Source organism: Nonomuraea sp. NPDC049028 (assembly GCF_043197735.1).
Lineage (GTDB): Bacteria > Actinomycetota > Actinomycetes > Streptosporangiales > Streptosporangiaceae > Nonomuraea.
Window position 1 is genome coordinate 152,097 of record NZ_JBICTR010000016.1, and the last position, 22,089, is coordinate 174,185.

Annotated in this window: 18 protein-coding genes; 9 read left to right on the forward strand and 9 right to left on the reverse strand. The window is 69.8% G+C overall.

The genetic code is table 11. The features are described 5' to 3' along the window. Both ACGFJ2_RS50105 and ACGFJ2_RS50110 read left to right on the forward strand, forming a co-directional pair. A complete protein-coding gene (locus ACGFJ2_RS50105) occupies positions 1–2,040 on the forward strand; it encodes a glycoside hydrolase family 2 protein (RefSeq protein ID WP_393480792.1) in 2,040 nt (679 codons plus the stop codon). A 59-nt stretch (positions 2,041–2,099) separates the two neighbouring features. Next, positions 2,100–3,749, forward strand: a complete 1,650-nt coding sequence (locus ACGFJ2_RS50110; protein WP_393480795.1) for a ricin-type beta-trefoil lectin domain protein — start codon at positions 2,100–2,102, stop codon at positions 3,747–3,749. Between the two features lie 3 nt (positions 3,750–3,752). Here ACGFJ2_RS50110 and ACGFJ2_RS50115 read toward each other — a convergent pair whose 3' ends face one another. From ACGFJ2_RS50115 to ACGFJ2_RS50140, 6 genes are all read right to left on the reverse strand, one after another. Then, entirely contained in the window at positions 3,753–4,625 is an 873-nt protein-coding gene (locus ACGFJ2_RS50115; protein WP_393480798.1) for a carbohydrate ABC transporter permease, read from the reverse strand. Positions 4,626–4,653: 28 nt separating this feature from the next. Then, positions 4,654–5,532 carry a carbohydrate ABC transporter permease gene (locus ACGFJ2_RS50120; protein WP_393480800.1) on the reverse strand — a complete coding sequence of 293 codons (879 nt, stop codon included), beginning with the start codon at positions 5,530–5,532 and terminating at the stop codon, positions 4,654–4,656. Between the two features lie 4 nt (positions 5,533–5,536). Beyond that, positions 5,537–6,859, reverse strand: a complete 1,323-nt coding sequence (locus tag ACGFJ2_RS50125; protein WP_393480802.1) for an ABC transporter substrate-binding protein — start codon at positions 6,857–6,859, stop codon at positions 5,537–5,539. Positions 6,860–6,887: 28 nt separating this feature from the next. Further along, positions 6,888–8,984, reverse strand: a complete 2,097-nt coding sequence (locus ACGFJ2_RS50130) for a glycoside hydrolase family 36 protein (RefSeq protein WP_393480804.1) — start codon at positions 8,982–8,984, stop codon at positions 6,888–6,890. A gap of 40 nt (positions 8,985–9,024) precedes the next feature. Then, on the reverse strand, positions 9,025–11,190 hold the full coding sequence (locus ACGFJ2_RS50135; RefSeq protein WP_393480807.1) for a CBM35 domain-containing protein: 2,166 nt from the start codon (positions 11,188–11,190) through the stop codon (positions 9,025–9,027). A 111-nt stretch (positions 11,191–11,301) separates the two neighbouring features. Continuing rightward, positions 11,302–12,351 (reverse strand): LacI family DNA-binding transcriptional regulator, encoded by a 1,050-nt coding sequence (locus ACGFJ2_RS50140; protein ID WP_357952742.1) that lies wholly within the window; start codon positions 12,349–12,351, stop codon positions 11,302–11,304. Positions 12,352–12,544: 193 nt separating this feature from the next. Here ACGFJ2_RS50140 and ACGFJ2_RS50145 point away from each other — a divergent pair, with 193 nt between their 5' ends. From ACGFJ2_RS50145 to ACGFJ2_RS50160, 4 genes are all read left to right on the forward strand, one after another. Then, positions 12,545–12,856 (forward strand): STAS domain-containing protein, encoded by a 312-nt coding sequence (locus ACGFJ2_RS50145; RefSeq protein ID WP_393480810.1) that lies wholly within the window; start codon positions 12,545–12,547, stop codon positions 12,854–12,856. 108 nt (positions 12,857–12,964) lie between these two features. Then, positions 12,965–13,381, forward strand: a complete 417-nt coding sequence (locus tag ACGFJ2_RS50150) for an ATP-binding protein (RefSeq protein WP_393480812.1) — start codon at positions 12,965–12,967, stop codon at positions 13,379–13,381. Positions 13,382–13,561: 180 nt separating this feature from the next. Then, positions 13,562–15,400: an HSP90 family protein gene (locus ACGFJ2_RS50155; protein ID WP_393480815.1), complete on the forward strand. Its 1,839-nt coding sequence runs from the start codon at positions 13,562–13,564 to the stop codon at positions 15,398–15,400. Next, the gene (locus ACGFJ2_RS50160) at positions 15,397–18,012 is read left to right on the forward strand and encodes a hypothetical protein (protein WP_357952738.1); all 2,616 of its coding nucleotides are present in this window, start codon (positions 15,397–15,399) and stop codon (positions 18,010–18,012) included. Before ACGFJ2_RS50155 ends, ACGFJ2_RS50160 begins: the two co-directional genes overlap by 4 nt. A 63-nt stretch (positions 18,013–18,075) precedes the next feature. Here ACGFJ2_RS50160 and ACGFJ2_RS50165 read toward each other — a convergent pair whose 3' ends face one another. Further along, complete coding sequence (locus ACGFJ2_RS50165; RefSeq protein WP_357952737.1) at positions 18,076–18,219, reverse strand: hypothetical protein; 144 nt, start codon at positions 18,217–18,219, stop codon at positions 18,076–18,078. A gap of 96 nt (positions 18,220–18,315) precedes the next feature. On the opposite strand from ACGFJ2_RS50165, the gene ACGFJ2_RS50170 reads away from it, so the two are divergent. Both ACGFJ2_RS50170 and ACGFJ2_RS50175 read left to right on the forward strand, forming a co-directional pair. Next, a complete protein-coding gene (locus ACGFJ2_RS50170) occupies positions 18,316–19,431 on the forward strand; it encodes a branched-chain amino acid aminotransferase (protein WP_393480819.1) in 1,116 nt (371 codons plus the stop codon). A gap of 38 nt (positions 19,432–19,469) precedes the next feature. Next, entirely contained in the window at positions 19,470–19,781 is a 312-nt protein-coding gene (locus ACGFJ2_RS50175) for an ATP-binding protein (RefSeq protein WP_393480821.1), read from the forward strand. A gap of 10 nt (positions 19,782–19,791) precedes the next feature. Here the strand turns inward: ACGFJ2_RS50175 and ACGFJ2_RS50180 are convergent, their stop codons facing one another. Then, positions 19,792–20,172 (reverse strand): hypothetical protein, encoded by a 381-nt coding sequence (locus ACGFJ2_RS50180; protein WP_393480824.1) that lies wholly within the window; start codon positions 20,170–20,172, stop codon positions 19,792–19,794. A 7-nt stretch (positions 20,173–20,179) separates the two neighbouring features. Next, a complete protein-coding gene (locus tag ACGFJ2_RS50185) occupies positions 20,180–21,490 on the reverse strand; it encodes a helix-turn-helix transcriptional regulator (protein WP_393480826.1) in 1,311 nt (436 codons plus the stop codon). A gap of 291 nt (positions 21,491–21,781) precedes the next feature. On the opposite strand from ACGFJ2_RS50185, the gene ACGFJ2_RS50190 reads away from it, so the two are divergent. Beyond that, positions 21,782–22,015, forward strand: coding sequence for a GTP cyclohydrolase I (locus ACGFJ2_RS50190; protein WP_393480829.1), 234 nt, complete (start codon positions 21,782–21,784; stop codon positions 22,013–22,015). The last annotated feature ends 74 nt before the right edge of the window (positions 22,016–22,089 follow it).

Consider the following 22,089-nt stretch of genomic DNA (forward strand, 5'->3'; position numbering starts at 1 on the left):
ATGACGCCGCGTGCGGAATACCCGCGCCCCCACTTCGACCGGTCGCACTCCTGGTCGAGCCTGAACGGCGACTGGGACTTCCGGGCCGACGCCGACCCGGGCTGGGACCGGACCATCACCGTGCCGTTCGCCTGGGAGACCCCGGCCTCCGGCATCGAGGCCCACTGGCTGCCGGTCGCCTGGTACCGCCGCCGGATCACCGTCCCCGCCGGCTGGGCGGGGCAGCGGATCGTCCTCCACTTCGGGGCCGTGCACCACGAGGCCACCGTCTGGGTCAACGACACCGAGGTGGCCCGCCACGTGGGCGGATACACGCCGTTCGAGGCGGACATCACCGACGCGCTGCGCGAGGGCGAGCAGGAGATCCTGGTACGGGTCTCCTCCCCCGCCGACAAGCGGGAGATCGCGCACGGCAAGCAGCGCAGCATCCCGCGCGACGACTTCGACGGCGTGTGCTTCACCCCTTCGTCGGGCATCTGGCAGAGCGTCTGGCTGGAAGCGCGGCCCGCCACCCACGTGGCCGCGCTGAAGCTGCGGCCGACCGAGGGGCTGGACGGCATCGAGGTCGAGGCCCGCGTCGAGGGCCCGGCTCCGGCGACACTCCGGCTGACCGTGCGCGACCACGGAACGACGGTGGACGTGGCGATCTCCGATGGTGTCGCGCGGGGTGTGCTGCCGATCGCCGAGCCGCGCCTGTGGTCGCCCGAGGACCCGCATCTGTACCACGTGGACGCCGAACTGGTCTCGGCCGACGGCACCGACCGGGTCACCGGCTACACCGGGCTGCGCCGGATCGAGGTGTCCGGCGAGGACCTGTACCTCAACGGCCACCGCCTGTTCGTACGCGGCGTCCTCGACCAGGGCTACTGGCCGCGTACCGGCATCACCGCGCCCGACGACGCCGCGCTGCGCCGCGACCTCGAGCTGGCCGCCGCCGCGGGCTACAACCTGGTGCGCAAGCATCTCAAGCTGGAGGATCCGCGCTTCGTTCACCATGCCGACACGCTCGGCATGCTGATCTGGGCGGAACCCGCCGCCACCGGCCGGTTCTCGGCGGAGTCGGTCGCCGCCTTCGAGGCGCAGATCGCCCCGATGGCCGAGCGCGACGGCAACTCCCCCGCGATCGTCATCTGGGGCCTGTACAACGAGGAGTGGGGCCTGGACTGGGACATTCCCGGCGACCCGGCCAAGCAGGAGGCCGCGGCCCGCGCGTACGACCTGCTCAAGGCCCTCGACCCGACCCGGCCCGCGGTCGACAACTCCGGCTGGGCGCACGTGAAGACCGACCTGCTCGACTGGCACTACTACGACGAGTCGGCCGCCTCCTGGGGCCGGACGATCGCCGCGCTGCTGAACGGCGACCAGGACGACTTCCCCGTCCCGCTCGGCCCCGACTACGTGGTCCGCAAGAAGCTGGCCGGGACGCCGTCGCAGCCGGTGCGCGGTCTGCCCAACCTGAACAGCGAGTACGGCACCGGCTTCACCAGCGTGCAGCGGGGCTGGCAGTTGCGCTGGCAGACCCAGGAGATGCGGCGCCACGACCGGCTGGCCGGCTACGTCTACACCGAGCTGTACGACATCGAGCACGAGTCGGCCGGGCTGCTGGACTTCGAGCGCCGCCCCAAGGACCTGGCCGGGGTGGACCCGGCGCACGTCAACGCCACGACGACGCTCGTCCTGGACGTGGTCCCCGTCGCCCCCGGCCGTGACCTGCTCAGCGAGACCGGGCGGGTCGCGGTCCCGGTCCGGATCTCCCATCACGGCACGGAGTCCGTCAGCGGCCACCTGCACACCGCCTGGTCCGCCGTCTTCGGGCCCGCGCCCGCGCGACCGGGGACGGCCGGGGAGCGGGCCGAGGCCAAGCCGTTCCTGCTCGGCGCGCCCGCAGAGGTGCACGCCGAACTGCCCGACGGCTGGACCAGCGGCCGCCTGCACATCGCCCTCGTGTCCGACGACGGCACCGTCCTGGCCCGCTCCGCCGTCGACGTGGACACCCACATCGCCCCGATCATCGGCGACGACCCCCAGGCCCGCCCCTGAGCACAGCCGGAAACATCCCGGTGAGATCCGCTCACCGGGCCCCCACCCCAGGAGACACCGTGCGCATCGCACCACCCCCCAGGCGCCCGTTACCGCTGGTGATGGCGCTGACCCTGATCGCCGGGCTGCTCGTGGCCCTGGCCGGTCCCGCCTCGGCCGCCCCGGCCGGACAGGTGCTCTACTCCCCCAACCTGACCACCTATCCCCAGGGTGACGCCAGCTACCCCAGGGCCGTCCGGCTCGACTACGACGGCTCGCCGAACGAGACGATGCTGGCCACGTTCGCCCGCAACAACCACAACGCGCCCAACGCCTTCCCGATCTACCGCAGCACCGACGGCGGCCGTACCTGGACCGCCAACCCCATCTCCACGATCACCTCGCACACCTCCGGCTGGGACCTGGGCGCCCCGGTCCTGTACGAGGTGCCGCGCACCGCGAACGGCCTGAACCAGGGCGACCTGCTGGCGGCGGGCACGGCCTGGCACGTCGGCGACTTCACCGCGCAGAAGGTCGAGGTGTTCAAGAGCACCGACCACGGCGTCACCTGGACGTGGCTGTCCAACTGCACGCAGAGCAGCGGCCAGCCCAACACCGTTGGGCACGGTATCTGGGAGCCGTGGTTCCTGCTCGCCCCGAACAACACCCTGGCCTGCTTCATCTCCGACGAGCGGCCCGCGAACACCCCGACCAACAACCAGGTCATCGGCCACTACACCTCCACCAACGGCGGCCAGACCTGGAGCGCCACGCTCACCCAGGACGTGGCCTTCCCCGGCGACAACCTGGCCAGGCCCGGCATGTCCATCCTCACGCCGCTGCCAAACGGCACGTTCCTGATGGCGTACGAGCTGTGCCGCGACGCCACCGACCCCGACCACGCGTGCGAGGTCTACACCAAGACCAGCCCCGACGGCCTCAACTGGAGCGCGGCCGGGACCATCGTGCGCACCTCCGACAGCCGGGAGCTGCTGCACACCCCCTATGTCGCCTGGCTGCCCGGCGGCGGGGCCAACGGCACGCTGCTGATGTCCGGCCAGCGCGTGGTCGCCGGCCCCACCGGCGACAAGACCGTGGAGGGCGAGTCGGGCCTGGTCCTGTTCGCCAACACCAACCTGGGCGCGGGCGCGTGGACCGAGATCGAGGCCCCGGTGACCGTCAACCCCACCGGCGGCTACGCCCCCGGGGCGCCGGCCTGCCCCGGCTACAGCTCGCCGATCGTGCCCGCCGCCGACGGCACGAGCTTCCTCTACCTGGCCGGGACCCAGCTCACCGGCAACCAGTGCCAGGTCCGCTACGGCATCGGCACGCTGGGCGGCCCGGTCGGACAGATCACCGGCCCGGCCACGGCCGGCAAGTGCCTGGACGTCGACACCAACACCAACGCCAACCGCAACGCCGTCCAGCTCTGGGACTGCGGCATCGCCACCGGCCAGCGCTGGTCGATGCACCCGAACGGCACGATCCGGGCGTTCGGCAAGTGCCTCGACATCGACGCCAACGCCACCGCGAACTTCAGCAAGGTCCAGCTGTGGGAGTGCAACACCGCGGGCGGCCAGCAGTGGCGCAAGCAGGCCAACGGCTCGCTGCTCAACCCGCAGTCGGGCCGCTGCCTCGACAGCCCACAGGGCGCCACGGCCAACGGCACCCGCCTGCAGATCTACGACTGCAACGGCCTCGACCCGCAGAAGTGGACCGTCCCCCAGTAGCCCCTACTTCACCGCGCCCCCGGTGATCCCCGAGATGATCCTGCGCTGCGCCACGGCGAAGACGATCAGCAGCGGCAGGCTCATGAGGATGATGTAGGCGAAGATCAAGTGCCAGTTGTTGAGGTAGAGCCCGGCGTTGGCCACCTGGAACAGGTTCAGGGGCAAGGTGTCCATCCGTCCGCCGATGACGAAGAACGCGTAGAAGACGTCGTTCCACACGTACAGGCAGATGAGGATCGTGGCGGTGGCCAGCACCGGGCGCAGCATCGGCAGGATGACCGAGACGAAGACCCGCACGGGGCCCGCGCCGTCCATGCGCGCGGCCTCCTCGATCGACAGCGGCACCGTACGGACGAAGCCGGTGACGAAGAAGACGACGGTCGACAGGTAGATGCCGACGTAGACGCCGATCATGCCGGTGAGGGTGCCGGCCAGGCCGAGCTGGCGCAGCAGCAGCACGATCGTCACCACGGCGGGCGGCAGCACGATGCCGCTGATGGCCAGCGCGTACAGGACGGCGTTGAGCCGGGTGGCCCGGCGGGCCAGGATCCACGCCGCCATGGAGCCGAACGTCAGGACCAGGGCGACGGCCGGGACCACGATCAGTACGCTGCCGAGGAACGCGGCCGGGATGTCGCCCTGGGTCCACACCTGCGCGAGGTTGTCCCACAGGAGCCAGCGCGACGGGAGCGACAGGTCCGGCGAGAGCGCCTCGGACTGTGACTTGGCCGCCGTCGAGACGATCAGCCACAGCGGCACGCCCATCACGGTGGCGACGAGCGCGACGACGGCGAAGGGACGCAGCCGCGCCGCGAGGCCGCTCGCGCGGGGCGGCCGGACCCGGCGGCCGCGGACGCCGTAAGCGGGGATGGTCATGGGCGGACACTCCCGCCCGTACGAACGGTCACAGGATCTCCTCCCGCTTGCGCAGAATCCGGATGACGGGGAAGGCCAGCAGCCCGACCAGCAGGAACAGCACCAGGCTCATGGTCGTGGCCTGCGCGAACAGGCCCTGGCCGAAGGTGCGGTAGATGAAGATGTTGAGGATCTCGGTGCTGCGCGCCGGCCCGCCCCCGGTGGTGGCCTGGACGATGTCGAAGCCGTTCATCGAGCCGAGCAGCGCGGTGGCGACGTTGAAGGTCACCGCCGGCGCCAGCAGCGGGAAGCGGATCGACCAGAACGCCTGCCAGGGCGAGGCGCCGTCCATCCTGGCGGCCTCGGTGACGTCCTCCGGCACGGTCTTCAGCCCGGCCAGGTAGATGAGCATGGAAAGCCCCATCCACTTCCAGGCGTGGATGACCGAGACCACGACCAGCGTCCAGGTGGTGTCGCCGAGCCACGCGACGCTCACCGGGTGGCCGAGCAGGCCGCCGAGCAGGCCGTTCAGGCTGCCGTTGGGTTTCAGCAGCGCCTGGAAGACGTAGCCGACCGCCAGCGCCGACATCAGCACCGGGATGAGGAAGAGCAGCCGGGCGACCCGGTTCAGCCAGGTGTCGCGCTCCAGCAGCACGGCCAGGCCGAACCCGAACAGGTTCTGGAACAGCGCCACCAGGACGGCGTAACTCACCGTGATGCGCAGCGCGCTGAACAGTGTGCCGTCCGACAGCAGGTCGGTGAGGTTGTCCAGCCCCACGGGGCGGATCTCGCTCTTGAAGCTGGACCAGTCGGTGAAGGCGTAGATGAAGTTGAACAGGGTCGGCAGGAAGAAGAAGACGAACAGGATCGCGAAGGCCGGGATCAGGAACCACATCGGATGCGTGCGGCGCGCGCTGGTAGCGGACATGTGGTCAGAACCCGGACGCGCCGGCCGCCTTCGCGAGCTGGGCGAACTGCTTCTGGGTCGCGGCGGCCACCTGCTCGGGCGTCAGGCTGCCGGTGATCATGTCGGCCAGGTTGAGGTACAGGTCGGGGTTGGCCACCGCGAGCGCCTGCATCGAGCCGACCGCGTCGCCGAGCGACTTGTGCACGTCGAGCAGGGCCTGCGGCACACCCGCCGGGCTCGGCACGTCGGCGCGCAGCGAGACGGTCTTCCGGTCGGCGACGAAGCCCTGGTAGCCGGGGCCCATCCAGTACGACAGCAGCTGGCGGGCCGCCGCCTCGCGCTTGGCGTCGCCGGTCCTGAAGGCCACCAGCGCGTTGCTCTGGTCGGGGATGAAGGTGCCCACGTTGCCGGCCGGCGAGATCGGGAAGAAGCCGATCTTCTTGTCCAGCGCCGCGGTGTCGGCCTTGGCCTGGAGCTGGCCGAAGAACGAGTTCACCTGGACGGCCATCGCCGCCTTGCCCGACAGCAGCGCCGCGCCCTGGTCCTCGAACTTCGCCGTCTTGATGTCGGAGTTGAACAGGCCCTCGCCGATCAGCGCCTTGTACTTCTTGATCGCGTCCAGGATGGTCTTGTCGGAGAAGGTCTCCTTGCCGGTGTTGACCCGGTCCCACAGGCCGTCGCGGGCGGCGTCGGCGAGCTGCACCTGTACCCACCACTGGGTGGCCCACTTGTCGCCGGCCATCTCGAAGAACGGGGTGACGCCCTTGGCCTTGAGCTTGCGGGCCGTCTCCACCATCTCGTCGAAGTTCTTGGGCGTCGCGGTGATGCCGTTGGCGGCGAAGACCTCCTTGTTGTAGTAGACGCCTTCGACGGCCGGGCTGGTGATGAGGGCGGCGTAGCGGGTCTTGTCCAGCAGGCCGGTGATGTCGCGTAGTTCGGGCGTCATCGAGGCGATCCAGGGGGCGCCGTCCAGCGGCTGGAGGTTGGTCCTGGCGTTCAGTGCGGTGAGCATGGAGGCGGTCGGCTGCCAGAAGGCCAGGTCGGGCTTGTCGCCGGTGGCCACCTTGGTCTGTACGCCCTGCTCGTACGGGTCCGGGATGGTGACCACGTCGACCTTGGCGCCGGTGGCCTGGGTGAAGGCGTCGGTCACGGCCTTGGGCACGGTGTTGCTGTTCTGGGCGGCCCAGATGGTGAGCGTGGTGCCGTCGAGCCGGCCGGTGGGCGCGGCCCAGGCGGCGGGCTGCCCGCTCCCCGCCGGGGTGGCGGCGGGTCCGGAGGCCGGGTCGCTGCACGCGGTGAGGGTCAGGAGCGCGGTGGCGGCCGCGGCCGTGATCGCGGTGAGTTTCACGGTGTGTTTCCTTTTGGTCCGTGGGGGGTCAGAGGGTGCGGAGCTTCAGGATTCGGGCGGTCGGTCCGGTAACGGTGCTGGTCACGGACAGCTCGGCGGTCTGCGGGTCCCACGAGTGGCCCCATCCTGCCTTATCGCCCGGGTAGACGGTCTCGATCTGGACGGCCCGCCCGGCCAGGTGGGGCAGCGACAGCACCGAGGTCTCGGCGGCGCCGGGGCGACGCCACAGCCCGAGATGGGTGGTGTCCCCGGCGCGCAGGCCGAGGGCGAGCCAGTGATCGGCCCAGCCGGGCAGGCCGAGCGGCCAGCACGGGACCGCGCGCACCAGGTCGGCGCGCAGGTCGCGGTGCGCGCGTACGCCCGCCCGCACCAGGTCGAGTTGGGCGGCGCTCATGGCGGGCAGGTTGCCCGACAGGTAGAGCCGCCCCAGCACGCCGGTGCACATGGTGAAGACGAGCTCCTCGTCCGTCATGTCCGGTTGCGGGTACGCCCAGTTGGCGGCCTGTTCCGGCAGCATGGACAGCGGCGCGGCCACGGCGATCGGCGGGTAGCGCAGGAAGTCCTGCTGATCGCTGGTCGACTGCAGGTTCAGCCGGGACAGCAGCGCGTAGTCCATGCGCATCGCGCCCGACGCGCAGTTCTCCAGGACGAGCCCGGGGTGCCGGTCCAGGACGCCGTCCAGCCAGGCGAGGTGGGCCCGGTTGCAGGCCAGCAGCCCGGCGCCGGCGCTGTCGGCGTCCAGGTCGGTGCCGGCGCCCGGGTTGATGTTGTAGTCGAGCTTGAAGTAGCCGACGCCGAGCTCTTCCACCAGCCGGTCCACCACCTGGTCCAGGTGCCCGGTGGCCGCGGGGTGGCGCAGGTCCAGGTGGTAGCGGCCGTGCTCGGCCACGCGCCGGCCGCCGCGCTGCAGGAACGCCTCGGGCGGCAGCTTGTCGGCAATCGGGCTGCGTACGCCGATCACCTCCGGCTCCAGCCACAGCCCCGGCGTCATCCCCCGGTCCCTGATGTGGCCGAGGACCTCCTGGATGCCGCCGGGGAAGCGGGTCCGGGAGGGCTCCCACGCGCCGACGCTGTCCCACCAGGCGCCGTCGTCGTCGTACCAGCCCGCGTCGACGCAGAAGATCTCCGCCCCGGCCGCGGCGGCGGCGTCCACCAGCGGCAGCAGCTTGGCCGTCGTCGGGTCGCCCATCAGGGTGTTCATGTAGTCGTTGAACACCACGGGCAGCGCGGACCTGTCGGGGTGCGGGCGCAGCAGCGCGCGGCGGTGCGCGGTCAGCGCGGCCACCGCGCCCTCGAGCCCGTCGTCCGAGACGGCGACCGAGACCGGCACCGTGGTGAAGGACTCCCCCGCCGCCAGGGTCTGGCTCCACTGGTGGTCGGCGTCGGTGGGGCCGGTGGCCACCACGTACACGCCGTCCAGCCGCTCACCGGTCTCCCACCCCCAGGCGCCGTTGTGCTCGATCTGCCACAGCCAGGTCTGGCCGGTGCGCCGGTCGGCCAGCCCGCCCATCGGCACGTACCGCCCGCTGGACCAGGTGCCGGTGCTGCTCAGCGCGTACCGGCCGCGCCCGTGCTGGCCGTGCGCGGCCAGGCCGAGGTCGGCGATGTGCTCGCCGAGCGGCCGCCTGCTCCACCTGCTCTCGCCCAGCCACTCGCTGTCGGCGGACAGGACGTCCACCTCGCTCACCGGGCGGCCGAGGAACCCGCCTGAGAAGGAGGACACGGCGAGCAGGAGCACCGGGTCCGTGCCCTGGTTGGTCACCCGTACCTGGGCCTGGCAGGCGGCCACGCCGTCGAAGGAGCGCAGCGTCAGCTCGGCCGCCAGCCCGGACACCTCGTCGCGCAGCGCGACGCGCAGCGTGTGCCAGTCGCCGTCGCGGCTCTGCTCGGCGCCCGCGTACCGCAACCGGGAGCCGACCGCCGTCTCCGACAGCCGCTGCGAGGCCTTGGCCCGGCCCTCGCCGGGGACCAGCACCTCGACCAGCGGCTGCGACAGACGGGACGGCGCGGCGCCGGGCGGTCCCAGCCTCTGGAGGGCCACCGGCCGGTCCGGGTGGATCTCCACCACCGCCGCCAGGGCGCCATGCCCCCAGCGCAGGGTCTCGACCACGTCGGCAGGCTTCACGTAACTCTCCTTCGGTTGTGCGGTGGTTGTGAGACAGGCGTCAGCCGAGGGCGGCGGCGATCTGGATCCGGTCGACGTCGGGGCCGTACGCGGCGGCGTTGCCGAACTCGATCGTGTTGGCGCCGGCCCTGAGGTCGGCGGTCATCACGGTGGTACGGAAGTTCGACCAGCCCAGCGTGTTGCGGAAGTAGACCCGGGTGGCCGCGCCGCCGTTGACGCGGATGTCGGCGTAGCGGTCCACGATGTTGGTGTTGTAGTTGGACGCGCCCTCGCCCAGCTCGCCGTTGGCGTAGGTGATCACCACGCGGTAGCGGCCGGCGGCCGGGGCGTTGACGCCGGTGAAGCGCAGGATGTTGGCGGCGCCCTTGCCGATGTAGCCGACGTACGAGCCGCCGGATGCGGCGCCGTTGGCGCCGACCACGGCCGTGCCGCCCAGGACGTTGGCGCCGCTCTCGGCCTCATAGGCGGTGACGGTGCCGGTGGTGGCGGTCACGTCCAGGTAGTCGAGGTTGACGGCGTCGCGGTCGTCGGTGGTGAAGGCGTGCACGCCGACCCGGTTGACGCCGGCCTGGAGGAACACCTTGGTCGTCACGGTGTTCCAGGTGTTCCAGTCGGCGGTTCCCGGCAGCGTGAGGTCGGTTAACGCGGTGCCGTTGAGCACCAGGCGGGCGGCCCGGTTCTGCGGCGCGCCGGTGTACGGGCCCGCCGAGTAACGCAGGCCCAGGTTGTAGTAGCCGTCATTGGGCGCGCTCACCACGAACGTGGTCGCGGCCGTGTCGCTGGCGCCGTACCCCTCGGAGAAGGAGGTGCCGGAGTAGCCGGTGTTGGGGCCGTAGGTGACGCGGGCGGTGCCGCCGAGCGCCGCGTACTCGGCCTGGTAGCGGGTGGCCGGGCCCGCGGGCGTCAGGTCGGTGTTCGGGGTGACGATGACCTGGTACGCGGCGGCGCCGTTCAGTCCGGTGAGCGGGACGGTGATCTGGCCGCCCGAGACGGTGTAGTCGCCCTCGTGGATCAGGGCCGGGCCCGGGGAGGCGTTGAGGCCGGTGCTGTTCACTCCCCACACCGTCACGTGGACCGAGCTACCGAGGTAGGGGGCCGAGGCGATGCCCTTGACCACGACGTCGGCGGCGTAGGTGTCGTTCACGTTGAGGGAGCCGCCGAAGATCACCCGGGCCTGCTTCCTGGCCGGGTCCAGGGCGGCCAGCCCCTGCAGGGGGCCGTTCCTGGTGGGCGGGGTGACGGTGACCGTGTGGCCGGTCAGCTCGCCGTACCACTTGTACAGCCACCACCCGCCGGTGGCCTGGTTGTTCCTGGTCACCAGGTCGTTGAGCGCTCCGGCCGTGGTCCAGTAGGCCAGGCAGGCGTCCACCTTGCTGTTCTCGAACCGGGTCACGTACTGGACCAGGTTGCCGGGCACACCGAGGTCGCCGGAGGAGCGGGCGTACTCGTTGATCGCGATGGGCCGGGGGCTGATGCCGAGGCTCGTCTCGATGGCCCGGTAGTCGGCGTGGTGGTCGTACCAGCTGGTAAAGAAGTCGTTGCCGAGCTCGTGCCAGGTGAAGACGTCGGGCAGCACGTTGTTGGCCTTGGCGTAGGTGAGGAACGCGCGGTGGTCGGCCGAGCGGTAGCCGGCGAAGTTGGGACCCGCGATCCGGGCGCCGGGGTCGATCGAGCGGATCTTCTGGTAGACGCGCTTCCAGGCGTCGAGCAGACCGTTGAGGTTGCCCTGGTACCAGATCTGGTCGGGCTCGTTGAAGGGCACGTACACGTACGACGTCCGGTACGGGTCCGCGACGATCTTGCGGGTCATCGTGTCGACCTTGGCCAGGTAGTCGTCGATGCCGAGGTTCTCGTACGGCCATTGGCGGTAGACGTCCTGCATGTAGACCTGGATGTCACGGCCGCCGGTGCGCTTGAACATGGGCGCGATCTGGAGGGCGTCGCCGTTGGGATGCTGGCGGCCGTCGGGCGCCTTCTGCGCGGTGACCTGGGGCTTGAGGGCCGCCAGCATGGTGTCGGTGGGGATTCCGTCGTTGCCCAGGCCGTACAGGAAGCCGGTCGCGCCGTACTTCAGCGGGCCCGTGTCCGAGGCGAGGTCGACGACGAGGGCAGGGGACGCGGCCTGCGCCGGGGTGGCGGCGCACAGCAGGGCCGAGACGAGCGCGGAGACGACGGTCGTGACACCCAGGAGCCGGAACGAAGTCAACGGGAGTACCTCCTGCCGGGAGAGGAGCGGCCATGTGACCGGTCACATGGAGTGTGAGCGGTCACACGGCAGGAGCGGAAGGGCCCTTTGCCGGATTGTTACGTGCTGATTTCAGCCGTGGCGCGGAGGGGCGGTCGACTCGCGCACGATGAGGCGGGGTGAGGTCAGCTCGGTCTCGGGCTGTGGCTGGCCGGTCAGCTCGGCCACCGCCGCCAGGAAGCACGCCCGCCCCAGCCCGACGAAGTCCATCCGTACGGTGGTCAGCGCGGGGATCCAGAAGGCCGAGCCGGGAATGTCGTCGAACCCGACGATGCTCACGTCACCGGGCACGTCCCTGCCCGCGTCGTAGAGGGCGCGGCGCACGCCCTGGGCGATGTCGTCGTTGCCGCACAGCACCGCCGTGACGTCCGGATCACCGGCCAGCCGCTGCCCGGCCAGATAGGCGGCCCGGATGTCCCAGCCGGAGCCGACCACCTCGGGGATCTCGGCCCCCGCCCGCGACAAGGCGTCGCGCCAACCGGCCTGCCTGCCGCTGGAGCGCCCCTCGGACGGGATCGCCACATGGTGCACGGTCCGGTGGCCCAGAGCCAGCAGGTGCTCGGTGGCATCGGCGGCGGCACCCCGCTCGTCCAGCGCGATCGTGACCCGGCCCGTGTCGGGCGCCACCGGCTCGGTCGCGGCGATCGCCGGTATGTCCGCCGGCAACGCCTCCAGCACCGCCGTACCCGCCGGGTCGAACGCGATGACGACCAGGCCGCCCGCGCTCGGGTCGCTCACGTAGTCGACGGTCTGCTTGATCTCGGCGGGCGAGTCCGACTCCACGACCCTGACTCCAACGGCCAGGCCCTCGGTCCGCGCGGCCTCCTCGATGCCCTGCAGCGTGGACGCGTAGCCGTACAGCATGGTGTTGGACGTCACCACGGTGATGCCCGGAGCGCGCCCCAGGCCGAGCGCCCGCGCGGCCCGGTTGGGCCGGAACCCCAGCGTCTCGATGGCCGCGCGCACCGCGGCCCTGGTGTCGGGGCGCACCCGCGGCGAGTCGTTGAGCACGCGCGAGACGGTCTGGTAGGAGACGCCCGCCGCGGCCGCGACGTCGCGGATGCTGGGCACGGCCCCTCTGCGGGCGCCGGAGCGCGGCTCGCGCCGAGGGCTCGGACTCACGATCACATCGTAAGGCTCCGCCCCGGCTCGCCTGCCCGCTGGGAGCCGTCGTCGGGTGGCGTGGCGGTCGAGCGGGTGATAAATACCCCTATGTACCGGACAATGTTGGGATGCGGCAGCGCCGACCGGCAGTCCGGAGCGCATCATGGGGGCAGACTCGCCGTGCTCGGCATCGGCAGAGGAAGGAACGCGCATGGAGGTGGTGTCGGTAGGCACCGTGACCGACGGCACGCTGGAAGTGGTGCTGCGCGGCGACATCGACTTCACGAACGCGGCCTGGGTGCGGAGCGCGGTCTCCGCCGCCGTACTCGACCAGCGCCCTTCCGTGGTGTGGATCGAGATGGGCGAGGTGGCCTTCATCGACTCCTCCGGGATCGGCGTGCTCGTGGACGCGATGAAGGCGTCCGCCGAGGTCGAGGCGGCCTTCAGCGTGCGGCACCCCACATCTCGAGTCTTCGACCAGCTGCGCATCACGGGGCTGCTGTCCGCGTTCGGTCTGGCCTGAGGAGGGCCGGGCTGAAGAGGGCTGGGCTGATGAGGGCTGGGCTCCGCCGTGGTCTCCGCTCCGCGGCCCCGCCCTGTCCTGCCCGCGCCGGTCGGGGCGGACGAGCCGATGAGTGAACCCGCCGAAACCCTGGAGACGCGGTACGACTTCGACTTCGGCACGCTCGTGCTGCTGCGCCGGTTGGTGGAGCGGTACGCCGCGCGGCGCGGTCTCACCGGGCGAGACCTGTACCGGTTCGTGGTGGCGGTCAACGAGATCACCACCAATGCGGTACGCCACGGCGGCGAGCGCGGGCGGCTCAGCCTGTGGCAGACCGGCGGCCGGCTCTACTGCCGGGTCACCGACAACGGCCCGGGACTGGCGCGGCCGGACTCACAGGGCCACCACGCCGTACCGGCCGACAGCAGCAGCGGCCGAGGCCTTTGGCTGGCCCGGCAGTGCGTCAGCCGGCTGACCATTGAGAGCGACGCCAACGGCACCATCGTCACTCTGGAGGCCGCCGCCTCGCAGCCGGACCGTCCCTGAGCTAGATCCTTTAGTCGCTCGGTTGCCGAAAGTGGCATTCCCTCCGGCTGCCGAGACGGAACGGAAGGCGAACCTGGTGGTCGTCTGGCCCTGTCAGGCCCGGAGGGAGGATGCCGGTGTTCGAGCTCGCGGCCGAAATTGATCAGTTCAATGTCATAGCTTGACGCTACGATCTTCCACATGCTGGACCAAGAGTCGGGAAATGCCCACTCCTTTCAGGTTGACCTGCGAGGACTTGTTGATCTCCTGTCGCACCACCTTTATTCCAGTCCACGCGTCTACCTGAGAGAGCTGCTGCAGAACGCGGTCGACGCGGTGACAGCGCGGCAGCGGATGGACCCGACGGCATCCACCGCCATCCGGATCACTTTGAACGACGCGGGGCTGCGGATCGATGATCCGGGTATCGGTTTGACGGAGGCGGACGTCCATCGTTTCCTCGCGACCATCGGCCGGTCATCGAAGCGCGATGACCTGGAAGGGGCTCGCCGCGAGTTCCTTGGCCAGTTCGGTATCGGCCTCCTGGCCTGCTTCACCGTCGCCGAGCGGATCCAGGTGATCAGCCGTTCTGCCGCCGTCCCGGATGCGCCGGGCATTGAGTGGCTGGCCGCGTCCGATGGGACGTACTCGGTCCGGCGGCTTGCGCCGCATGAGCGCGCCGTTCCCGGAACGACCGTTTGCCTGACGCCACGAGCGGGAGCCGAACGGTGGTTCGCCCCGGACGTGGTCACCGACCTTGCCCGCGACTTCGGTTCGCTGCTGCCCTACGAGGTGACGGTCGACACGAGTGGGCGGACGATCCGCACCACGGACAGCCCGCCGGTGTGGGACCGCTTCTACGATTCGGCCGCCGCACGCCGGGCCGCGCTGATCGAGTACGGCGAGCGCGCGCTCGGCTTCACCGCACTCGACGTGGTCGAACTCGACGTGGAGCTGGCCGGGATCAGGGGCGCCGCCTACGTGTTGCCGCAGCCGGCGAATCCGGCCGACAGCGGCCGCCACCGCGTCTACCTGAAGGGCATGCTGCTCAACGACGCGACCACCGGCCTACTCCCTGAATGGGCGTTCTTCGTCCGCTGCGTGATCGATACGGACACCCTGCGCCCGACCGCATCGCGTGAGGGTCTGTACGAGGACGAGACGCTGGTCGCGGTCCGCGAGGCGCTAGGTGTCCGGCTGCGGGACTGGCTGACCGGGCTGGCCGCGCAGGAGCCACAGCGCCTGGCCGCGTTCCTCGCTGTGCACAGCCTCGGGGCGAAGGCGATGGCCAGGCATGACGCCGAGCTGTTCCGGATCATGCTGCCGTATCTCACGTTGGAGACGACCGACGGTCAAGTCACGTTGGCCGAGGTCGCCAGGAAACACCCTGTGGTTCGGATCACCCCCACCGTTGAGGAGTTCCGGCAGATCGCGCCGATCGCGGCCGCCCACGGCGTGGCGGTCGTCAACGGGGGTTACACCTACGACAGCGAGCTGGTCGCCCTGCTCCCTGATGTCATGCCGGGGGTGGTGGTCGAGGAGCTCGGTTCGGACGTGGTCACCGCCGCGCTCGACCCGGTTGACAGCGCGAATGAGCTGGCCATGGCCGGGTTCATGGCGATGGCACGCTCCACGCTTGACCCGCTGGGCTGCGATGTGATCCTTCGTGCGTTCTTCCCGGCGTCGGTGTCCGCTCTGCATCTGGACTCCCGCGCGGCACGCCACGAACGAACCCGCGCGGAGGTCGCCGCCGACGCGGATGACCTGTGGGCCGAGATCCTGGGGGCGCTCAAGTCCGCTGAGCCTCGCGCGCAACTCGTACTCAACCACCGCAGCCCGGTGGTCCGCCGGCTTGCGACGATCAGCGATCCCGCACTCCTCGTCACCGCCGTCGAGGCGCTGTACGGCCAGGCGCTGCTGATGACGCATCGGCCCCTGCGGTCGGTCGACACCGCACTGCTCAACCGCGCCTTCGACGAGCTGCTCGGCTGGGCCTCCCAGAACGTGACCGAATCCACTGAAGAGGATGGCAAAGCATGAACGTCGCCGAGATCCGCGACGCCCTGCGTCAGACCTACGCGCTGCCGAGCGGACGCCAGAAAGCCGAACGCCTGGAACTGCTCGCCACCGCGGCCAAGGCGGTCGAGGACCGGTCGCTGGAAGCCGAGGTGCTGCTCACTCTCATCCAGGCCTACGAAGACGGCGCCGAACGTGACCGCATGCCGGTCGCGTTCGGACGGCTCCTGCAGATTCACGACGACTTCCCAGCCGAGGTGGGCACGTTCAGCCATAACATCCACTGGGAGCTCAAGTGGATGAGCTACTACCTCGTCCTCAACCCGGCCGTGCCGCTGGCGACCATCCACCGCTGGCTCGACGAGCTGCAGAACCGCTATCGGCAGCGCGGATACAGCCCGCGCCCGGTGCTCAGCCTGCGTTCGCTGCTGGCGCAGCACCTCGGCGACGACGAGACGGCAGCGGCGGCGATGGAGTCGTCGATCTCCGCTCCACGCGACCAGATGGCCGACTGCGAAGCCTGCGAGGGCAACGACTGGGGCACGTGGCGCGTCATGGCGGGTGATGACGCGGGGGCGTTGGACCACTGGGCGCCGCTGATCGACGGCGAGTGGTCATGTGCGGAGGAGCCGCACAGGGTCCTGGCCAAGGCACTGCTTCCCCTGCTGCGCACCGGGCGAACCGAGGACGCTCGCAGCGCCTTCCTCAGGGGATACTCGCTGGTCCGCCACGATGTCAGCCTGCGCGAGTCGGTCGGCTACCACATCGAGTTCTGCGCCCTGACCGGCAACGAGGCGCGTGGCCTGGAGATCCTGAACGAGCACGCGTCCTGGCTCATGAATCAGCACGAGGACGTCTCGCAGCGGGTCGGCTTCGTGAGCGGTGTCGTCGTACTGCTCCGCCGCCTGGCCATGCTGGGCCACGGTGGCATCCGGATCGGCGAGCTGACTCTTGAGACGACTCTCGCCAGGTTGGAACAGGAGATCAGCGAGCTGTGCGCCCGCTATGACGCGCGCAACGGCAGCAGCGTCTTCAGCGAGCGCGTCGCCAAGCGCCTCGCCCAGGAGCCGTTGGCGGATCGGCTGCCGCTCGGCGTCCCGGCGACGCTGCCGCAGCCGGCCGGTCGTGCCGTACCGGTCCCGCCGAAGGGCACCGATTCGAGCCTCGACGGCCTGGTCGCAGAGGCGCGGCGCCTGTCGGAGACTCGCCATCCCCACGCCGACAGAGCGTGGGAACGCGTCGCGGCCAGTGAACTGCCGCTGCCCGAGATCGTTGTCGCGGAGGTCGAGTACGCCAAAGTGCTCTCCCTGCTGGACTCGGACCCCGGCGCGGCCTACGACGCGCTGCTGGCTGTCGCCGAGAGCTTCGACCGGCTCGCCGACACTGCCAAGGCTCTGGAGGCCCGCGCCGCCGCGGCCCTGGCGCGCTTCCAGACCAGGGATCAGACCGGAGGCGAGGCATTGGCGGAAAGCGTCATGGCGCAGGCGGAAAGCGCGTACGCGGCCGGAAAGCTCACCTCGCGCGAATACCTGAGCGTGCGAAGAGCCGGTCCCCTCATGGCAATGGCGGCGCTGGGGCAGCAGGAGAACCCGGCCGAGGCCGAGCTCAAGGCCACCCATGCGCTGCTGGAGGCCGAACTCGCCGTGGCGGTGAAACTCGCGGTGACCGAGCGCATGGCCATGTATCACGACCTGCTGGCCCGGATCTCCTTCCCGCTCGGTGATGAGGACGGCGCGCGTGCCCATCTGCAGGCCGCCGTGGCGGGTTATCTCGAAGCCGGGCAGCCGTGGCGCGCCGCGAATCCCGCCTCCCTGCTCAGCGAGCACGCCCTCGGGAGCGACGATCCGAAGGCGGCCGAGGAGTTCGCGTCGAAGGCGATCACGTACGGCGCCGATCTCGTCCCGCACGACCAGACCGCCCAGCTGAGCTCCCTGCTCGTCGAGGCCATCTCGAGACAGCCCGGCCGTGAACACGACCTGGTCGGAGCGGCACTGACCGCGGCCGCCCGCTGGAATGGCCTGTCCGAACCCGACACCCTGCACAACACGTTCACGGCGGCGCGCGCCTATCACCGTCTCGAGAGGCATGCCGAAGCAGTGGCACTGTTCGAGGACGTGATCCCGAGGGTGGAGATCCCTTACGACGCACCGGTCATCGCGATGACCCGCGGACAATACGCCGCATCACTGGGCGAGCTGGGCCGCCACCGCGAGGCTGCTGAGCAGTTTCTCCAAGGTGCGGAGCTGGTCCAGAATGATTCGGACCAACGAGCCATGCATGCCGAACTGGCCTGGTCCGCCGCCCAAGCTCTGCAGTATTCCGGACAGACCGCAGAAGCGCTGGCCGCCTATCAGCGGGCGGCCGCGCTCTGGACCGAACTCGGCGAACTCACCCCGCGCGTACGCTGTCTTCGGTCGGCGGCCTGGTTGCTGCGCTATATGGGCGAGCCTGATTCCGAGGAGCACCAGGATGCGGAGCGGCCCGGCGTCGCCGAGATGCGTGCGGTCCTCGCCGAACTGGTAGGGCTGGCCGAGCACAGCCCGTCCGAGGAGGTGCTGGCGGAGCTCGCAGAGACGCAGAGGCAACTCGAGCAGATGATCACGGACAGCTTCGACGAGTACGACGACGTCGACTAGCGCGCGGGCACTGGCACGCCCTCACCGACCGCCATGATGATGCCCCGACGCCGTCGCCCGGGATCATCGGCAGCTCCCGCTTGACCAGTACAGCTCGACCGCGACGTCGAACTGGTCGCCGTGCCGTTCTCCTTCGTCGACGCCATTCACCCCGGCATCCAGTGGGTCTACGCTGTACGCACGGGCAACGGGCAGCTGCTTGCTCATGGTTTTGGAAGATCTCGACCCCTGCCTGTTTCCGAAACCCGTTCCGCACCCGCTGACCGCGCACCACGGTGAGCACTCGCCGTAAGGGAAACCCAGATGCCCCTCACGCTCCCGCAGTTCACCATCAAACCGCATCCTCACCTGCGTCCTGATGCCGAGCGGCAGCAGATTCTGGCCGCGCCCGGCTTCGGCCGGTACATGACAGATCACATGGTCACCATCAAGTGGACCGGCGAGGCGGGCTGGCATGACGCCGCACTGGGCCCATACGCCCCGCTGACCATCGACCCGGCCGCCACGGGACTGCACTACGGCCAGTCGATCTTCGAGGGGCTCAAGGCGTACCTGCAGCCGGACGGTACGGTCGCGCTGTTCCGGCCCGAGGCCAACGCGCACCGCTTCCAGGCGAGCGCCCGCCGGATGGCCATGCCGGAGTTACCCGTCGAGCTGTTCATGAAGGCATGTGAGCTGCTCGTGAGTCAGGATCGGTGCTGGGTTCCCGACGCCGATGACCATTCTCTGTATCTGCGGCCGCTGATGTTCGCCACCGAGAGCACGCTCAGCGTCCGGCCCTCGGCCGAGTACCTGTTCCTGCTCATCGCCTCCCCGGCCGGGTCGTTCTTCCCCGACGGCATCAGACCCCTGTCGGTGTGGATCGCCGAGGACTATGTACGGGCCGCCCCGGGTGGCACCGGCGCCGCCAAGTTCGCCGGGAACTACGCCGCCGCGTTCCTCGCCCAGAACGACGCCGCCGAGCACGGCTGCGACCAGGTGGTCTGGCTCGATGCGGTCGAGCGGCGCTGGATCGAGGAAGTGGGCGCCATGAACCTCTTCTTCGTACGCGGCCACGGCCCTGCCGCCGAGATCACCACCCCCGCCCTCACCGGCTCACTCCTGCCCGGGATCACCCGCGACTGCGTCCTCACCCTCGCCCGCGACCTCGGCCACCCCGTCAGCGAGAGCCGCATCAGCCTGGAGGAGTGGCAGACGGGCGCGGCGGACGGCTCGATCACCGAGGTCTTCGGCTGCGGCACCGCCGCTGTCATCACCCCCGTCGGCCGGGCCCGCACACGCGCCACCGCCTGGCAGATGGCAGACGGCCGGCCCGGTCCCCTCACCCTCGGGTTGCGCGAGAAGCTCATGGCCGTACAGACCGGCCGTGCCCCCGACCCGCACGGCTGGGTGCACCATCCGCGCATGACAGCGCACTGACCTGCGCGAAGGACGCCATTCCCTGGGGTGGCTCCCATGTGCACGGCTCTGTCGCCGTCGGAGAGTGCCGTCCGGAGACGCGGTACGACTTCGACTTCGGCACGCTCGTGCTGCTGCGCCGGTTGGTGGAGCGGTACGCCGCGCGACACGGTCTCACCGGGCCGGACCTGTACCGGTTCGTGGTGGCGGTCAACGAGATCACCACCAACGCCGTGCGCCACGGCGGCGAGCGCGGGCGGCTCAGCCTGTGGCAGGCCCGGCAGTGGGTCAACCGGCTGACCATCGAGAGCGATGCCAACGGCACCACCGTCACCCTGGAGGCCACGCCCCCGCAGCCGGACCATCCCTGAGCAAGCTGCTTCAGCGATGCACAGCGTCATCTTCGATACGTTGAAAAATATCCGCGTCGGTCTCACGCTGCCACTCGGGAAGGTCCTCCCAATCGGCCACATAGGACGGCTTCGGAGTTTCAAAGTGCTTATGGATTTGAGCGATCCAGCACAGGGCCACGAAGCGGCCTCTCTGTTCGCGGGTCAGCTTTGCGGTGCTGCCAGCACTAACCTCGACGAAGGTCCGCACTTGGATGTAGACAGCGGCAGCGGCTTGGCGTTCCCACTCGGGCGTCTCCTCCCACGGAGCGACGTAGGAAGACTTGGGCTCGCCTGGGTAGTGCTTGTTCACCCCAGTGATCCATGCTTCGCGGAAGGCGCGGCCCTGCTCGTCCGTCGCAGTCTGCATCATGGTCCTCTCAGTGTTGGGCGGGGGCCGACAGACGGGTGATGCGATCGTTCAACTGGACCACCCGCTTGTCGACGAGAAGGGGTTGGAGCTGCTTTTGGATGCCGTGAAGCTTGCGGCCGACGTATCCGGCGGATTGCGTCTGCTCGGCCACGTCCACGGCGCGCCCCGCGTGATGCAGGAATTGATCCATGTTGCGGCGTTGAATGCCGAGGGCTGCCAGGTCGGTGAGGAGGCTGCCACGGCGCCGAAGCGAGGTGGCCTGGTTGAGTGCCGCGAGGAGTGATGCCTCGGCGAGGTCTGTCTGGCCGAGAGTGAGGTAGCAGGTACCGCGTTCCTCAGCCAGGCGGGAGCCGTCGAAGCGGAGCCAACCTCCAGGGCTGACGGGACCTGCGAGGTCGAGAACCTGGTCGGCGGTGTCGAGGGCGCGTTCACAGCCTGCTCGGTCGCCGTCTCTGGCAAATGCCTCGGCCTGTACGGCGGCGACCCAGTGCCGTGTGGACAGTTGGCTGTCGCCCTGCTCGGCGATGCGGGCAGCCGCCGAGAGCACCGCGGTGGCCTCGGGGTATTCATGGTCGTACATGTTGACGAACGCCTGGCGAGTGAGGGCGCAAGCCCAACGGTCGTAGCAGCGAGCTTCGCGGCCGGCGGTCACGGCCATGGTGTAGCAGTAAGTGGCGTCGGTGTAGCGGTTGCTGTCGAAGCAGATCTCTCCCGCAAGCTGGAAAAGGTCACAGGCCAAGACGCACAGTTGCTGGCGGGCTCGTGCTGAATGGGACTGGTCCAGTTGCTTGACGAGAAGCTTGAGCTGGTCATGGACCAGCGGGTAGACCAGGCGCTTCGACTTGGACAAGGCGAAGACCTGCCAGAGGTGGCTGCTGAACAACGCGTGCTGTTCTAGGTCATCGGCTTCGTCGGATTGGCCAGCCCAATCCTGGATGTCGGCGTTGGCCGGCGGGGGAAGCACCATGAGCGTGCCCGCGATGCTCAGCAGGCGGAGGAGTTCGCGACGGTACATGTCGTCAGCTTCACCCCTCTGTTGGGGTTCAGTCACGACCTGGCCGATGACGACCGGTGTCGAGGTGGAGGCGAGAGAGGGCTTCTCGGGTTCTTCACAAAGAACCAGGAGATGATCCAACTCGTCCGCGGTGACCTTCAGAAGATCGCAGATCTTGGGCCGGATGTACGGGCAGGGCTCGGTCTTCCCCAGCTCCCACCGTCCCGCGGTGGTCCGGTCGATGCCAAGCTGATCAGCGAAGAATTCCTGACTGTAGCCGAGCGCCTTCCTTCGATCGGCGAGGCGTCTGCGTTTGCCCGCCACAGCGCACCTCCGCCCACGCGTGGTCCCGTCACGGGCAGCGTACGGGATGTGCCCGCTCAGCGGCTGCGATGCCGCATAGGTGCCGCATGGATGCGTCACTGATGCCGTGGCCTGCGCCGTTGCCGCGCGGTTGGCTAAGAGCGCTCGCCGGGACTTCGATCGGAGGAGATCAAGTGCTCATCGCACACCCCGAAAGCAATCGCCTGCCCGCAGACCTGTTCCCGGGATCGCCAGGCATCGACGTGGAAGCGGCTGAACGAGCCGCCGCTGCCCCTCCTCGCGGCCATCGGCGTGAGCGGTGACAGCGAGGCCGCCGATCGGACACCGGCCCGGATGGCGGCAGGGCTGGCGGAACTGCTCGGCTGCCAGGCGCGGGAGTTCATTACTTTCCCCGATCGGGAAGGGCAGCACGAGCTGGTGCTGGCCCGTGATGCGCTGTTCACCTCGCTGTGTGCGCACCATCTGCTTCCGTTCTCGGGGGTAGCGCACGTGGGGGTGCTTCCCGCCACAGGGAACGCCGGATGAACGGGGGGGCGACGGTGATCCGGCCAGACGAGACGAGCAAGACGTCGCCCGCCCTGCTGGCCGGGGTCGCGGGA

Excerpts from the sequence above, each read along its gene's own strand:
- ACGFJ2_RS50180 (WP_393480824.1), bottom strand. The coding sequence starts at position 20,172 with ATGATGCAGACTGCGACGGACGAGCAGGGCCGCGCCTTCCGCGAAGCA.
- ACGFJ2_RS50115 (WP_393480798.1), bottom strand. The coding sequence starts at position 4,625 with ATGACCATCCCCGCTTACGGCGTCCGCGGCCGCCGGGTCCGGCCGCCC.
- ACGFJ2_RS50170 (WP_393480819.1), top strand. The coding sequence starts at position 18,316 with ATGCCCCTCACGCTCCCGCAGTTCACCATCAAACCGCATCCTCACCTG.
- ACGFJ2_RS50165 (WP_357952737.1), bottom strand. The coding sequence starts at position 18,219 with ATGAGCAAGCAGCTGCCCGTTGCCCGTGCGTACAGCGTAGACCCACTG.
- ACGFJ2_RS50150 (WP_393480812.1), top strand. The coding sequence starts at position 12,965 with ATGAGTGAACCCGCCGAAACCCTGGAGACGCGGTACGACTTCGACTTC.
- ACGFJ2_RS50120 (WP_393480800.1), bottom strand. The coding sequence starts at position 5,532 with ATGTCCGCTACCAGCGCGCGCCGCACGCATCCGATGTGGTTCCTGATC.
- ACGFJ2_RS50145 (WP_393480810.1), top strand. The coding sequence starts at position 12,545 with ATGGAGGTGGTGTCGGTAGGCACCGTGACCGACGGCACGCTGGAAGTG.
- ACGFJ2_RS50105 (WP_393480792.1), top strand. The coding sequence starts at position 1 with ATGACGCCGCGTGCGGAATACCCGCGCCCCCACTTCGACCGGTCGCAC.
- ACGFJ2_RS50160 (WP_357952738.1), top strand. The coding sequence starts at position 15,397 with ATGAACGTCGCCGAGATCCGCGACGCCCTGCGTCAGACCTACGCGCTG.
- ACGFJ2_RS50155 (WP_393480815.1), top strand. The coding sequence starts at position 13,562 with ATGCTGGACCAAGAGTCGGGAAATGCCCACTCCTTTCAGGTTGACCTG.